The sequence below is a fragment of the Limosilactobacillus portuensis genome, assembly GCF_028607025.1.
In the GTDB taxonomy this organism is placed as follows: Bacteria; Bacillota; Bacilli; order Lactobacillales; family Lactobacillaceae; genus Limosilactobacillus; species Limosilactobacillus portuensis.
This window is the reverse complement of the sequence record NZ_CP117296.1, coordinates 202,895-217,282: the sequence shown is the minus strand read 5'-3', so window position 1 is coordinate 217,282 and position 14,388 is coordinate 202,895. Positions and strand designations below refer to the sequence as shown.

Sequence of the window (14,388 nt, the reverse complement as noted above, 5' to 3'; positions counted from 1 at the left end):
CTTTACCGTTCACTTACGATAGTCGTCACCAGCTGTCTGGCTTCCCGAACGCCAAATGAATGAGATGATTTTACTGGATAACGATGTATCTTTAGAATCTGCAGTGCTTGTGTCCGACTAATCATTAATTGTTCTGCAAGCGGCTCAGTTATTAAAACGTAGAATGCGAGCTCACGCAGTTTGATTGCTAGCTGGGTCCGCGCCTTAGTCAGGGTTAATGTGTTAAGTGCCTTCCAATTTTGAACCAAGAACCGACTCTTTCTTCTTTGAAGGGCATAATTTATCGCATTGCTTTTTATCCGGTGAAGTTCCTGCTGTCCTAATCCTTGTTCACTTAGCTGGTACGTGAATAATGTAATCTGTTGTTCTACCTGTCGCCAGTCGTCGGCAATTGATGCTAATAACTGTTGGATCTGCTCTTTAGTTAGCCGTGGCCGGTTTCCTGATTGCAGTTGCTCAACCAGGGCACGTAAGTCATGCTCGTCAGTTTTATATAGTGGTAAATTAACCTGACTAAAGAGCTGACAGCGTTGAAACAAAATTGTACTTTCCCGATTCTTAAACCCATTATGTTGGCAGGCATAGTCAAATAACTTCTCAGGGAAGCGTTGTCCAGATTGGTACTTCAACAGAATACTATCCATGTACAAATGAACCTCATTAATCCCTCGCTGAATCTCCTTAGCAACTGTCATTGGGATACTTGCATGCTGTTGAAAATGGGTAATTCCTAAACATAGCCGTTTCCCTGTCGAACGTGAGCGAAGAATAAACTGGTTCTTTAAGCGGCGTCCACAATCACAGTAAAGATTTTCGCCATGGTGACCGTGCGCTCGTCGATACCAAGGATCAACAACCATCCCCACAAACTGCCAATCAGTATTCTGTAAATAGTGACGAGTGTGAAACTGCGAAAGCATCGTAAAGCGGGTAAACTCACTTAGGGCTTCGATTTGTCGTTCATTTAATTGTTGTAAAATGCCAGCTCTGTGTTCAGCCGTCATCGTAACTATCTTTTTCAAAATCGTCACTACTCCACTAAAATAAATTGTTATCTAAATATACTAGAACAATTGTTCGAAGTCAAATTCTTGTTCAAGTGATAACACTAACTTGTAAAAAAGACTAAGCTGAAATTTCAGCTTAGTCTTTTTTGAATTTAATGTGTAGCACGTTCTACTGCAACACAGTCAAAACGTGTTCGCAGGAAAAGCCTTAGAGACAACAAACTCCCTCCCAGATGCTTACAGCATCTAGTCGGGAGAAATTATTGTCTTACAGGCTTTTTATACCTGCTCACACTCTAGGCACTAAGCACGTGACTTGTAAGATCCATCAGTAGTGTTGATGATCAGCTTGTCGCCGTTCTTGATAAAGGCAGGGACGTTAACAACTAAACCAGTAGTCATTGTAGCTGGCTTACCACCACCATCAATAGTGGCACCCTTAATCATTGGTTGAGTGTCAGCAACTTCAAGTTCAACAGTGGTTGGTAATTCGATCCCAACGATTTCACCATCAACAAAGTTAACAGTAACCTTCATATTTTCAACCAAGTACTTCTTGTCATCGCCTAGTTGGCTAGCAGAAACTTCGTATTGGTCATAATTTTCCATGTCCATAAATACTGAAGCATCGCCTTGGTCGTAAAGGTATTGTGCTTGGCGCTTATCAACGTTAACTTGTTCAACCTTTTCGGATGGACGCATAGTAGTGTGGACAATAGAACCAGTCCGAACGTCTTGGATGTCCATTTGCATCAAAGTGTTACCCTTACCTGGCTTGTGGTGGTTGATTTGAAGAACCCGGAGCAACTTGCCACCGCGTTCAAAAACCATTCCTTTTTTCAGATCGATTGTTTGAATCATAACTAAAAACTCCTTCACGTATTTTTGAACTACGCTCTCGCAATGAGAGTATGATCCAGGATCACATTAATCCCGTCCTCATGGCTTCGTTCGTAATTTTGCTCATAAAGCATTCGGTTCCTATTGTATCACACCTACCACAGCAATTTAGTTAAAATCAAAAATTAAGTTCTAGGCGTCCTCAATTTTCGTCCAATTTAATAACAGCGAAGAAGTAACAACGGAAACGGAGCTAAAGGCCATCGCTAATGCGGCAAATTCTGGGCTAAGGGTCAAGCCAACACCAACAAAGACACCAGCAGCAATTGGGATCCCGATAACGTTATAGATTAGTGCCCAGAAGAGATTTAGCTTAATCCGATTAAAGGTCTTCTGACTAATCGACAATGCCCGGACAACGCCACGTAAATCATTTTTTACAAGGACAATACTTCCTGATTCAATCGCAATATCAGTTCCTGAACCCATCGCAATTCCGACATCAGCCGTGGTCAAAGCTAGTGCATCATTAATTCCGTCACCAACAAAAGCAACCTTTTTCCCATTCTTTTGCAACGATTCAATTACAGCTGACTTTTGATTTGGCATCACTCCGGCAACGACATCATCAATGCCAACTTCCTTCGCAATTGCTTGGGCAACCTGTTCATTATCACCGGTAATCATTACCGTCCGAAGTCCCCGTGCTTTTAATTGGGCGATTGCCGTAGCAGAACTCTCTTTTGGCGTATCTTGAATAGCAATCAACCCAACAATCTCATCGCCAAGGCCAACATAAACCACCGTCTTGGCTTCGCTTTGAAGTTTACCTGCCTGTTCTTTCAGCTTTTCTGTTAACTGTTCGTTTTCAGCTAATTTCAAGCTCCCGACAAATGCTGGCTGACCATCAAGGTTGGCTGTTACCCCTTGACCCTCAACTGCCTTAAAATCAGTTACCTGAAGAAGCTTAATTCTTTCTTGTTGAGTTTTTTCCACAATTGCCTTAGCAAGCGGGTGTTCGGATGACGCTTCTAAGCTTCCTGCAACCTGTAAAGTCTTAGTCTGCTCGCCGACCACGTCAGTAACGGTTGGCTTACCAACAGTAATTGTCCCAGTTTTATCAAAGGCAATTATCTTTACAGCATTAATTTCTTCAAGTGCCTGACCGTCCTTAATCAAAACACCCATTTTGGCAGCTCGACTTGTTCCAACCATTAAAGCAGTTGGGGTTGCTAATCCTAATGCACATGGGCAGGCAATTACAATCACGGCTACCGCAAAAAGCATTGCATTTACCGCCGTTGCCCCGAGGAAAACATACCACACTACAAAGGTGATAATTGCAATGATCAAGACTGTCGGAACAAAGATTCCTGAAATTCGGTCAGTGAGATTCTGAATTGGCGCATGGCTAGTTTGGGCCTTCTTGACCATCTCAACAATCTGGGCAAGGACAGTTTCATCCCCAACCTTCGTGGCACGAAACTCAATTGCCCCGTCACCGTTAATCGTTGAACCGATTACGTTATCGCCAACCTTTTTTCTCACTGGCATACTTTCACCAGTCACCATTGACTCATCAACAGTTGTCGATCCCTTCGTAATGACACCATCAACGGCGATCTTCTGTCCAGGTTTAACCCGAATAATGTCACCCTTTTTAACTTGGCTTAATGGTACTTGGACAAACTTACCGTCCCGTAAAACGTCAGCTTCCTTTACTTGTAAATCGAGAAGCTTTTTGAGAGCGTTTGACGCGTTGTTATGCATCCGTTCTTCCATCGTATCACCGAGCAATACGAAAACAGCAATAAAATCAGCACTTTCAAAGTAGACTGCCCGTCCCGTTATCATTGCAAAAATACTATAGAAATAAGCAATTCCCGTTCCTAACGCAACCAAAGTGTTCATGTTCGCATGATGATTCTTAAAGGCAACCCACGCACTCGTCCAGTAAGGCACCGCTGCCACTAGCATTACCAAGGTTGTTGTAATTAAAGCGATCCAATTATATCCAGGCATCATCCAATGAAACGGCATTGCCAGCATTTGGATAATCATCGGGATCGTTAAAATAAATGAAATCCAAAAACGCTGGATACTAGAAAGTTTCATTACTTAACAACCACCTTTCCATGGAACATGTCCATCCCACAAGCAAAATTGTATTCACCAGCTTTATCAGTAGGAATCTTAATTGAGGTTACCGGTTGCTTAGTAAGGTCCTTATCAATTCCCAACTTACTAAAAACAACGTGGGATAGGCAGGCTGTTCCGTCCTTCATCTCAAAGTTAACGGTTGCTGGAACCCCCTTCTTCAAAACAACCCTTTCTGGGGAATAGCCACCGTGAACGATTACCGTTGCAGTTTGATGCTGATCATTAACCATTGCTCTTTCACTGCTTTCGGTATGTTTACCAAAGAACCACCAAATAATTCCCGCGATTAACGCAATCGCCACAATTAAAACAATGATTTGTGCCATGATAATTTCCTCCACTTCTATCGTTTACAAATGTAATTTATAATTCTATTGTAAATCATTGTTTACATTTGTCAACAATAAAAACTCATTGATAAAGGAGGCAAATGCTTTTCCGATCCTGCTTGGTAATTCCGTTACGAATGTTCCGCGGTACCATGACACTATGCGCATATTCCGGAGCGTGGGCTAACCCTAAGGCATGTCCCAGTTCATGTTGGGCAACCTCACTCCGAAATTCTGGGTTAGTATAGTCTAGTTGGTAAGGGTCAAGGATCGATGTCGCCTTGTGTAATTCATGGGTATCAGGATTGTACTCTGTCTTGGTTTCTCCTAGCTGGGCTGTCTGGTAACCGACCCCATTATTGCTGGTATGAGCCGAGAGGTCACTATCCGTGGCAATGATATTGGCTTTGTCCTCATTCTTCGTCCACTTAAGTTTAATCACCTTAACCTGGTTCCACTTCTTAACCGCACCGCGAAAAGCGGCTTTTAATTGGGGATCAGTCGTCCGCATATAGATCAGGATCGTCCGTTTCCGCCACCTGATCCCTTCAAGGGGTGTTGGGGTATTCTGAGGGATTGCTAGTTTCTGGTTGTTTGGCGTTTGATCAGAATCATTAAAGCTAAAATCGTTTGTGCTAGTATCTTCAGCATCCTGGTTGAAATAGCTTGTCGGTAGTGATGAATTATTATCATCAGCACTAGCCGGCTGAGTAACTAAACCAACTGTTATTAGCGTCAATAACAATAAAAAATAACGACGCATCTTCACCCCTCCTTTCATATTCGTCCTTAATTTAAAAAATCGTCCTTCAATTCGTCAAGGATAATGAACTGACGAATTAAAGGACGGTTGAATTATTTAATTTACTTAGTCAATTACAACGTAAGACTTAATAACTTGACGGTCATCCATTGCCTTATATGCATCCTGAATTTGGTCAAGGGTAAACGTCTTAGTGAAGACCTTACCAGGGTTAATCTCACCATCGAGAACGGCTTTAAGAAGAACAGCCTTATCATAAGTAGTAACTGAAGCCGGACCACCAGCAACAATCGTGTTCTTGTAGAATGGGGTAGTCATATCTTATTTTGGAGTGTGTGGCAGACCAACCCGACCAACAATGGCACCTGGTCGGCCAACTTTCATCGCCGTGTCTGTTGATTGTTCAGTCCCAACACATTCAAGAACAGCATCAGCACCGTCACCATGAGTCAATTCCATGATCTTCTTAACAGCTTCATCACCACGCTCCGCAACGTTATCAGTTGCCCCGAATTCCTTCGCTAAGGCTTCCCGATCTGCGTGTCGACTGGTAGAAATGATCTTCTTAGCGCCACGCATCTTAGCAGCGATGATTGCACAAAGACCAACGGCACCGTCACCCATAACAACAACAGTATCACCATTATTAACGTTGGCAACTCGTGCGGCATGATAACCAGTAGCCATTACATCAGCAAGGGTCAACAGCGACTTCAGCATTCCTTCACTGTAATCGCTTGGTTGACCAGGAACCTTAACAAGAGACCATTGCCCATGCTGGAAGCGGTAGTATTCTCCTTGAACACCATTACTAAAGTTATCAGCGTGAGCTTCACATGAGCCGTCGAATCCCGCACGACAAGCAGCGCATTGACCACAGCCATGAGTAAATGGAGCAATTACAAAGTCGCCGGGCTTAACCGTAGTAATGTCATCCCCGACTTCTTCAACAATTCCTAAAGCTTCGTGACCAGAGTTTTCTTCGCCACCCTTGAGCGGGTTAATTCCCCGGAAGTTCCAGAGGTCTGACCCACAAACACAAGTCCGCACGATCTTTAAAATTACATCGTCGGCCGCTTGAACTGTTGGTTTTTCGACGTCCTTTAATTCCATTTGTCCTGCTTTAGCAAAAAATGCCTTTTTCATTTTGAGGACTCCTTTCCTTGCAATAACATTCCCCTTTATTATAAGGAAAAAGCGCCACAAATGAAAATGCTTTCTTTCTATCACTAACTATTCGTTTACAGAATAGTTTTGCCTTAATTATTCCTCAATTGGGTACTTACTAGTTAACTCATGAACCTGCTGGGCAACTTCTTCCTTGACCGCTTCATCATCAGCATGTTCCAGCAATTGAATAATCAAATCGGCTACTTGACGAACATCGGCTTCCTTAAATCCGCGACTAGTTACCGCTGGAGTTCCAATCCGCAAACCACTCGTCACAAACGGACTGCGCTGATCGTTGGGAATTGATTCCTTATTCGTTGTAATGTGAACCTCATCCAACAAGTCTTGAGCATCCTTACCGGTAATACCGGTTTTAGTAATGTCAATTACCATTAGGTGGTTATCAGTGCCACCAGATACAACCCTAATTGTGTCAGACTGATTAAATTCATCAGCCATTGCTGCGGCATTTTTGACAACCTGGTTAATGTAGTCGGTAAATTGTGGCTGAAGGTCCTCATAAAATGCCTGAGCTTTTCCGGCAATGACGTGTTCCAGCGGGCCACCCTGAGTTCCAGGGAAAAGTGCCGAGTTAATCTTCTTGCCAATTTCTAACGACTTAGAAAGGATCATTCCACCACGAGGGCCACGAAGAGTTTTGTGAGTAGTCGTTGTTACCACATCCGCAACCGGTACCGGACTAGGATGAGCACCTGTGGCTACCAGCCCAGCAATATGCGCCATATCAACCATTAAGTATGCGCCAACTTCATCCGCAATTTTACGGAATTTTTGCCAATCAATAATTTTACTATAAGCAGAAGCTCCAGCTACGATCAAGCGCGGATTAATTTCCAACGCTAATTGTTCGATTTGATCAAAATCAAGTTCTTCCGTTGTCGGGTTTAAGCCGTAGCTATATGATTCATAAACTTTCCCCGAAAAGTTTACCTTTGCGCCATGGGTTAAATGACCACCAGCATCCATTCCCATTCCAAGGATCTTATCTCCTGGTTTAAGGAGTGCCTGATAAACTGCCATATTGGCTTGTGAACCGGAGTGGGGTTGAACATTCGCGTATTCAGCACCGAAAAGTTTCTTTGCGTAATCAATTGCTAATTGTTCAACTTGATCAATGTATTGGCAACCACCATAGTACCGCTTGCCCGGGTACCCTTCCGCATACTTATTAGTTAATACTGATCCCTGAGCTTCTCGTACTTCCTTAGAAACAATGTTTTCGGAAGCGATCAGCTCAATTGTTTCCTGTTGTCGCTGTTCTTCATTTTTTATTGCTGCCCATAATTCTGGTGACTTTCCTGCATACTCCATCAAGATCACTCCTTAATCGTTTCAACACAACATTACTAAATTGATTATATCAAAAAAAGACCAGGAACATTCCTAGTCTTACTTAAATTAATTACTTTGGGACCACTGCTGTTGGGTTGTCCTTAGTAAGGTGGAATACCTGACTTGATTCAACACCAAAGTAATGGTTGATTAACTTACTTAATTCTTCTATTGCTTCGTTAGCGCGTTTGATTTGTTCAGCGTTAACTGATTCAATTACGGCAACTACATTTTGTGACTCCTCAGTCAGCATCGTCCGTTCACCGTCACGCCAATTCAAGCAACGACAAACCGCACCATCGTTATCGTACCAGAGGACTTCACCTTCAAGGGCTGGCTCGTTCTTCCCATCACCAACTGAATCGAACGCCTCACCGCCCTTTGCAATTCCAAGGTGCATGTTTCCAGCAATCTTATCCCGATCTTCAATCCCTACAGGAACGCCATAAGTCATTGAAACACTGTTGTAAATATCAACTAACGGGTTAATTGGTTCAAAAGTTCGTCCTTGATTTGCTCGCTTTAACAATGCTTCAACTGATGAACGCGCACCCTTCTTTTTCTTAAATTGTTGGTAAGCCTGACGCCATTGATCAATTACCGGGTTCAACCGGAAAGTTTCGTTTGTTAAAAACTTCTGCGCTTCTTCGGTCGCGTTGTGGAGTAATTTCCGTCGTTCCGCAACGTTCTCGTCGTTATCGTGGTTATTGATCCCGTCTGCGTACAAAATATTTACTTGAGCATCTGGGAAAAGATCCCAGAAGCCTTGATCGACTGTTACTTGATCCATCTTAAATCGCTCCTTTGATTAGTATTCTCGCTTGCCGCCATGCTTGACGAACTTCCAATCAGCATCAATGTTTTGACGAATTCGCACCAAGTAATCATGAACCTGTTGCGCTTCTTCTGAAGTAAAGCCTTTCAAAGCCACCTCATTAGAATGCGAATTCTCTCGGATAATAAATGGATAGATCTCTTTCCCCTTTTCGGTAACGTAAAGGTGCTTAATCTTCTTATTATCTGGATCGTTTTCTCGATAAACATAACCCTGTTTTTCTAGGCGACGTACAGCACGGGCAAGGGTTGTCCGATCGACCTTTATCAGATTAGCAAGTTGCTCAGCGATGATTCCGGGGTGCTCATAAATCCGTACCACATAAAGAAATTGCAGATTAGATAAGTTAATGTCCTTAAATTCAATGTTGGAAATTGAATCAAGCGCTCGCTCAATCATTCCCACCTCACGCAAAATGTCAATCATGATAAATATCTCCTTACCTTTTCTATTATATTTATTTTTATTGCAAATGCAACAAAAAAATTAAAAATTATCTTACCTAATTCGCAGTAATTTTGGAATAAACTCCTGCATCCCTGAACAAAGTTAAAGAGATTCATAAACTGGTAAGAAGTCCATTAACTTTTAATAGCTAAAGCTCGTTAAACGCAAGGTTATGCTAGAATCAAACTATAATGTTTCCAATAATTATTGTGAGGTGACCCATGTTAACAAAATACCAGCTTTCGACTTATAGCTCAGAAAAATCTCCTGTAAACCTCAAAGACTGTAATTTGATTTTGCTTACACGAGCGAGTAAAAAAGAACTTCGCCAAGTTTGTCGTACCTTTGATCTCGATCCCCTAACGTTTGATTATTGCTCATCTCCCGAAGAGGTTTCACGTTACCACCCGCTTATCAGCAATGCTCTTCCAGAAGGACATATTTTGGTAGTCTATGATTTTATTACCGAACCAGAAAAAATTGAAAACCAGCTAACTCCCGCCATTATGATTTTTAATCAGGATACCTTAATCGTTTGCACGGATAATGACGAAACTTGCCAACGACAGCTTGCCGAAAGGAAGTCACAAATTATTGATTTCATTACAGGCTATCTCTTAAAATGCCAGCAAAACCTAATGAACGCTCTCTTAAAATATAAACCGGAAATCGACCGCCTTGATGCTGCTGCCCAAAAATCATTCAACAATGATGAACTAAGATCATTAACTAACCTAACCAGAAAATTAGTTTTCTTTGAGCACACCATGAATGATCAGTCAGAAACAATTACCGCCTTTATTAAAAATCCACTATTAGAAACCATTCATCAAAAGGCCCTTTGTTTTGAATCAGACATTCAACAGCGGCGGCTTGCTAAAACAATTCATATTTTTCGTGATCTTCTTGACTCGATTAGCGGCTTATTTACCGAAATGATGAATTCCAGCTTAAATAATCTGATGAAATTTCTTGACTCAGCTGGACTAGTAATTGCAACGGCAGCATTAGTTTCTGGATTCATGGGAATGAATGTTGGTGGACTCCCGTGGAAAAATACTCAGTTTGGCTTTTGGTTTACCGTCACTATTTCGGTAAGCTTGGCAATTATCATTGCAATTTACCTCAAAAGAAAGAGTTATAGTTAAATAAAAACAGACTAAGATTAGTAGTGAAATTTTTAATCGACGGATTAAGAATTTCACTGCTTTTTTGTTTTAGAAAGTAGTTATTCGAAGTTGACATGTCGAAAAGTACTTTGACACTCGATGTCGGAATAAAAAGTGGCAACTTCACTTTCTTTCCATAATCTGTTTTGAGTCTGCTGGCTTCAAAGTCGTGTACAGAAAATTAGAAATGGAAGGAACGATTGAACTTCATGAAGAGATGAAAAAGAATGCGATGCGTATTTGGAATTGATGTTAGTAAGGATACATTTAGTGTGGCGATTGTTATTGATCAAGCAATGTTTAGGGAAATGAAGCTTCCGTTAAATCGTGATGGCTTCAAAAAGCTAGAAGAAGCTCTGCAATCTTTTAGCAATCCCGAGGTTGTTTTTGAGGCAACAGGTGTTTATTCACGACGGCTTCAGCGCTTCCTTGATGATCTTGATCAGGACTATACCTGCCTCAACCCGCTAGTTGCAAAGAAGCAGCTTGATGGTCTTCGACCGTATAAAACTGATCGTAATGACGCCCGGCACCTTGCCGAAACACAATTTATCATGAACCGGGCAATTACTTACAAGATCAGCCCAACTTACCGTAAGCTAATGGATTTCAGCCGATTTTATCAAGAAGTCTGTAAAGACGTCGCAACTCACAAGAACCGCCTTCATCGATCACTCCAGCTTGTCTTTCCTGAGATCGAACACGTATTAAGTAATACTAATAATGAACTGTACTGGTCGGTAGTTAGTCAATTCTCTCAAGCAACTCGGGTTACTAGAGAATGCACTTTTGATGAAGTCGTTGATAGCATCCTTAAAGGAACCCATAAAAACATTTCCAAAGCCCGTGCTGAACAGATTGCTCATAGCCTTTATTCAGCGGCTCGCCTCTCGTATTCAGCAGTTGATGATGATTCACCTGTCTACCTGCAAGTTAATCATCTGGTAAGTCAAATTCAGGAGGAAACCAAGCTTAAAAGCAAGATCATTGAACAAATGACCGCGCTGGCGAGGGAATTACCCGAATATAATAAACTCCTTAGCATTCCTGGATTAGGCGCCCGAACCGTTGTTTCTTTAATCGGTGAACTTGGTGATATTCGGCGTTTTCGCAATAGTAACGCGCTAAATGCTTTCATCGGGATTGATCTACGTCATTATGAATCTGGTGACTATGTCGCAAACGATCATATTAGTAAACGGGGGAATACGGTTGCCAGGAAGATCCTCTTTAAGGCAATTCAAAACATTGCTTCAGCAGCTCATTATCACCCTAACCATATTAATGATTACTACCAGCGACGAAAAATGGACGCTGGGCAGTATGGAACTAAAAAGATCGCAATCGCGGCAATTCACCGACTAATTCGAACAATTTATCATCTCGTCATCAATAACCAATTCTATGATTACTCCTTAGCTACTAAAGGATAACCAGCAGAATTGGATATAGGATCAAGTTCAGTCCACTGTTTAAATCAGCATTAACATTGGGCTTTTTTGTCGTGGCTCCAGATCAACTTTGCACGCATTCAATTACTAAATTTAAATTAAAGAAAAGTGGGATTACCAACACTAAAACAATTAATGTCGGTAATCCCACTTGACTAAGCGTAGAAAGAAGTAGATCGGCCAAATATTATAATTCTGTTGCTTACTTAGTCCGGCTTCTACGGCTAGCTGACTGGTTAAACAAGCGATAAACTACTTTAGTAGCAACCGTCTGAACAATGAGAACCATTGCCGAACGGACTAAATTCTGTTGCCATTTACGCATACTATTCAGCTCCTTTACTATTCTCTTGTTAACGGCTACCGATCACTTAACTGTAGTTCATAAGCTAAATGCTTCGGATCGGTTTGATCTTTAATATAGACGACTCCCCGCTTAACGAATCCCATCTTTTCGCCCAGCTTTTGCATTGGAATATTCTTTAAATGCGTATCATAACGGAAATTGCGAATCCCCTGGAGAATTCCTACCGAGATAAGATTAGCTAAAAATAATTTACCTAAATGTTGGTCGCTTACTCGCCGATCAATTGTTAACCGATGAATAATTGCATATGGTTCATCTGGGTTCTCCCATTGTCCTGCGGTAATTTCATCATAACTTTGTTCGGCTTGAAACTGAAGAACCGCGGTGCCAACAATATGATCATCATCAATCAATAACCAGTTATTACCATTTTGGATATCATTCTTAAGAGTTGCTAACTCAGGATGCCCATCCTGCCATTGCGGGTTATCATGGAGCTTTAATACCTGTTTTGCGTCTTCAATCAGAGCTTCAACCTTAAATAAATCCGCTTCTTGTGCTCGACGAATGTAAGTTGCCATTATTCATCCCTTCTTTCCAGTATGGCCACGTATTCTGACTAGTAAAAATGAGAATATAATTCATCATTTCAATATTCGCAGTATAGCATGAAAGCTGTGAAGAATATGTGAAGTTACTGTCTCTACAACTATTCTTTAGAAAAAGAAAAGACTTTTGACAACGGTTTAATTCAATAATTTAAAATTAAGAATTGACAAATTAAAATGAGAATGTTTTAATAAAAACATCATTTAACGAAGGGGAATAATAATATGACTACTCACACATTAAATACTAAGCATTATAACTATGCTCGTCAGCTTTAATGTCTGCATTGTAATGGTGCGGACAAGCTTGTTCGCACCTCAGCATGGTTGTATTTAATGTGTACCATTGCTAGGTGTCGTCTAGCAATGGTGGTCATTAGGATTATCTCATCTTTCTTAAAAAGCCACTAACCTAGGTTGAGCATTGCTTGTCTGCTAGTTAGTGGCTTTTTAGATTGAAAGGGAGAAAAATAATGAGTTTATTGAAGAAAAAGAATGACAATACCGAACCCCAGTTTAGCTTTGGGGAAAGCATCCTCGTCCTCGTTGGGATTCTATGCATTCTCGGTTACCTAATTATTGTTAAGAAGCAAGAACCACAAGCACCACTTTTTATATCATTTATGGTATTGGCACTTTACGGTCACCTCAGAGGCTTTAAATGGCAAACCGTAATGGACGGGATGCGTGAAGGACTACGTACCGGGGTTGACCCGCTAGTAATTTTCCTGTCACTTGGGGTCCTGATTGCCACCTGGATCTTTTCTGGAACCATCCCCACAATCATGTACTTTGGCTTTAAAATCATCTCGGTTAAATTCTTCTTACCAACCGTCTTTATCGTCTGTACCCTAGTCGGGGTTGCTTGCGGAAGTTCATTTACGACCGTTTCCACAATGGGGATTGCCTTTATCGGGATCGGTGCTACATTACAAATTAATCCCGGTCTCACCGCCGGGGTAATCGTTTCCGGTGCCTTCTGCGGTTCTAATATTTCCCCGCTTTCCGGGACCACTAACCTCGCTGCGAGTGTCGGTAAAATTAGTATTTACAAGCATATCCAATCGTTATTAACGACTGATATTCCTGCTTGGGCAATCTGCTTAATCCTTTACACATTTCTTGGCTGGAATTCTAAAAATGTCAGCCTGAATACGGTTCATCAAATGATGAATGGACTCGCTAATGGCTTCTGGATCTCCGGATGGGCATTACTCCCAGTCCTGCTCCTGGTTATTCTAGCTATTTTCCAGGTTCCGGCAATTCCGTCACTCGGTTTCGGCTCACTCTTTGCCATTGTCCTTGGATGGTTGCACGCTCCAAGTACGAATATTTCCTTAATCACTAAGACAATTATGACCGGGTTCGTCTCCCATACCGGGAACAAGACCATTGATACCCTGCTTTCCAAGGGTGGAATCGCCAGTATGCTGACTTCATTAGCTTTAATTGTCTTTGCTCTTGCCCTCGGTGGTCTCCTGATCAAGTTCAATATTATCAGCACGATTATTAACCACCTTACCGGAATCGTTAAAACTCCTGGTCGGGTATCACTCGCAACGGCAATCACTTGTATCGGCGTTAACCTCATGGTTGGTGAGCACTACCTGGCAATCATCCTTCCTGGACAATCATTCTTACCATCATTTGATCGGCTTGGTCTAAAGCGGGTTGATCTAACTCGGATCCTTAATGATGCTGGAGCCGCGGTCAACGCAATTGTTCCCTGGAGTGTTTCCGGCGTCTTTATTGCAACGACCCTGCAGGTTAACCCGCTTCAGTTTATTCCTTGGGCCTTCTTCCCCTTCTTAGTAACAATCTTTACGGTAGTTGCCGGAATGTTAGTCAAGGTTCCCCAGAAGCAGGGGGTTGCCATTCCCGAACAGTAATACTTATATTCAACGATATAGACATGTTATTTATTAAAAATAATAAAATTAAGATATAAA

At 41.7% G+C, this 14,388-nt stretch carries 13 protein-coding genes and 1 pseudogene; 3 read left to right on the top strand and 11 right to left on the bottom strand.

The annotated features are described in order from the left end of the window. Window positions 1-2: 2 nt before the first annotated feature. The 9 genes and pseudogenes from PRK60_RS00945 to PRK60_RS00905 form a co-directional block, all read right to left on the bottom strand. Entirely contained in the window at window positions 3-1,022 is a 1,020-nt protein-coding gene (locus PRK60_RS00945; protein ID WP_102168218.1) for a hypothetical protein, read from the bottom strand. Between the two features lie 288 nt (window positions 1,023-1,310). After that, window positions 1,311-1,868 (bottom strand): elongation factor P, encoded by a 558-nt coding sequence (gene efp, locus PRK60_RS00940; RefSeq protein WP_040530735.1) that lies wholly within the window; start codon window positions 1,866-1,868, stop codon window positions 1,311-1,313. Between the two features lie 171 nt (window positions 1,869-2,039). Then, window positions 2,040-3,962, bottom strand: a complete 1,923-nt coding sequence (locus tag PRK60_RS00935) for a copper-translocating P-type ATPase (protein WP_273646142.1) — start codon at window positions 3,960-3,962, stop codon at window positions 2,040-2,042. Continuing rightward, complete coding sequence (locus tag PRK60_RS00930; RefSeq protein WP_102168221.1) at window positions 3,962-4,333, bottom strand: cupredoxin domain-containing protein; 372 nt, start codon at window positions 4,331-4,333, stop codon at window positions 3,962-3,964. Before PRK60_RS00930 ends, PRK60_RS00935 begins: the two co-directional genes overlap by 1 nt. 85 nt (window positions 4,334-4,418) lie before the next feature. Continuing rightward, on the bottom strand, window positions 4,419-5,099 hold the full coding sequence (locus PRK60_RS00925) for a matrixin family metalloprotease (protein WP_102168222.1): 681 nt from the start codon (window positions 5,097-5,099) through the stop codon (window positions 4,419-4,421). Between the two features lie 105 nt (window positions 5,100-5,204). After that, window positions 5,205-6,245, bottom strand: a pseudogene (locus PRK60_RS00920) (zinc-binding dehydrogenase). A 117-nt stretch (window positions 6,246-6,362) separates the two neighbouring features. Beyond that, window positions 6,363-7,601 (bottom strand): serine hydroxymethyltransferase, encoded by a 1,239-nt coding sequence (gene glyA, locus PRK60_RS00915; protein WP_102168224.1) that lies wholly within the window; start codon window positions 7,599-7,601, stop codon window positions 6,363-6,365. A 91-nt stretch (window positions 7,602-7,692) separates the two neighbouring features. Further along, window positions 7,693-8,412 (bottom strand): B3/B4 domain-containing protein, encoded by a 720-nt coding sequence (locus tag PRK60_RS00910; protein ID WP_102168225.1) that lies wholly within the window; start codon window positions 8,410-8,412, stop codon window positions 7,693-7,695. Window positions 8,413-8,430: 18 nt separating this feature from the next. Then, entirely contained in the window at window positions 8,431-8,883 is a 453-nt protein-coding gene (locus PRK60_RS00905) for a MarR family winged helix-turn-helix transcriptional regulator (RefSeq protein WP_102168226.1), read from the bottom strand. Window positions 8,884-9,125: 242 nt separating this feature from the next. Here PRK60_RS00905 and PRK60_RS00900 point away from each other — a divergent pair, with 242 nt between their 5' ends. Next, complete coding sequence (locus PRK60_RS00900) at window positions 9,126-10,052, top strand: magnesium transporter CorA family protein (RefSeq protein ID WP_273646141.1); 927 nt, start codon at window positions 9,126-9,128, stop codon at window positions 10,050-10,052. 248 nt (window positions 10,053-10,300) lie between these two features. Continuing rightward, window positions 10,301-11,506 (top strand): IS110 family RNA-guided transposase, encoded by a 1,206-nt coding sequence (locus tag PRK60_RS00895; protein ID WP_273646140.1) that lies wholly within the window; start codon window positions 10,301-10,303, stop codon window positions 11,504-11,506. Window positions 11,507-11,726: 220 nt separating this feature from the next. On the opposite strand, the gene PRK60_RS00890 is transcribed toward PRK60_RS00895, so the two are convergent. Both PRK60_RS00890 and PRK60_RS00885 read right to left on the bottom strand, forming a co-directional pair. Then, window positions 11,727-11,849 (bottom strand): hypothetical protein, encoded by a 123-nt coding sequence (locus PRK60_RS00890; protein WP_270512512.1) that lies wholly within the window; start codon window positions 11,847-11,849, stop codon window positions 11,727-11,729. Window positions 11,850-11,884: 35 nt separating this feature from the next. Beyond that, window positions 11,885-12,412, bottom strand: coding sequence for a GNAT family N-acetyltransferase (locus tag PRK60_RS00885; RefSeq protein WP_102168228.1), 528 nt, complete (start codon window positions 12,410-12,412; stop codon window positions 11,885-11,887). Window positions 12,413-12,912: 500 nt separating this feature from the next. On the opposite strand from PRK60_RS00885, the gene PRK60_RS00880 reads away from it, so the two are divergent. Then, window positions 12,913-14,328 (top strand): Na+/H+ antiporter NhaC family protein, encoded by a 1,416-nt coding sequence (locus PRK60_RS00880; RefSeq protein WP_273646139.1) that lies wholly within the window; start codon window positions 12,913-12,915, stop codon window positions 14,326-14,328. The last annotated feature ends 60 nt before the right edge of the window (window positions 14,329-14,388 follow it).

Excerpts from the sequence above, each read along its gene's own strand:
- efp (WP_040530735.1), bottom strand. The coding sequence starts at position 1,868 with ATGATTCAAACAATCGATCTGAAAAAAGGAATGGTTTTTGAACGCGGT.
- PRK60_RS00935 (WP_273646142.1), bottom strand. The coding sequence starts at position 3,962 with ATGAAACTTTCTAGTATCCAGCGTTTTTGGATTTCATTTATTTTAACG.
- PRK60_RS00930 (WP_102168221.1), bottom strand. The coding sequence starts at position 4,333 with ATGGCACAAATCATTGTTTTAATTGTGGCGATTGCGTTAATCGCGGGA.
- PRK60_RS00925 (WP_102168222.1), bottom strand. The coding sequence starts at position 5,099 with ATGCGTCGTTATTTTTTATTGTTATTGACGCTAATAACAGTTGGTTTA.
- glyA (WP_102168224.1), bottom strand. The coding sequence starts at position 7,601 with ATGGAGTATGCAGGAAAGTCACCAGAATTATGGGCAGCAATAAAAAAT.
- PRK60_RS00910 (WP_102168225.1), bottom strand. The coding sequence starts at position 8,412 with ATGGATCAAGTAACAGTCGATCAAGGCTTCTGGGATCTTTTCCCAGAT.
- PRK60_RS00905 (WP_102168226.1), bottom strand. The coding sequence starts at position 8,883 with ATGATTGACATTTTGCGTGAGGTGGGAATGATTGAGCGAGCGCTTGAT.
- PRK60_RS00900 (WP_273646141.1), top strand. The coding sequence starts at position 9,126 with ATGTTAACAAAATACCAGCTTTCGACTTATAGCTCAGAAAAATCTCCT.
- PRK60_RS00895 (WP_273646140.1), top strand. The coding sequence starts at position 10,301 with ATGCGATGCGTATTTGGAATTGATGTTAGTAAGGATACATTTAGTGTG.
- PRK60_RS00890 (WP_270512512.1), bottom strand. The coding sequence starts at position 11,849 with ATGCGTAAATGGCAACAGAATTTAGTCCGTTCGGCAATGGTTCTCATT.
- PRK60_RS00885 (WP_102168228.1), bottom strand. The coding sequence starts at position 12,412 with ATGGCAACTTACATTCGTCGAGCACAAGAAGCGGATTTATTTAAGGTT.
- PRK60_RS00880 (WP_273646139.1), top strand. The coding sequence starts at position 12,913 with ATGAGTTTATTGAAGAAAAAGAATGACAATACCGAACCCCAGTTTAGC.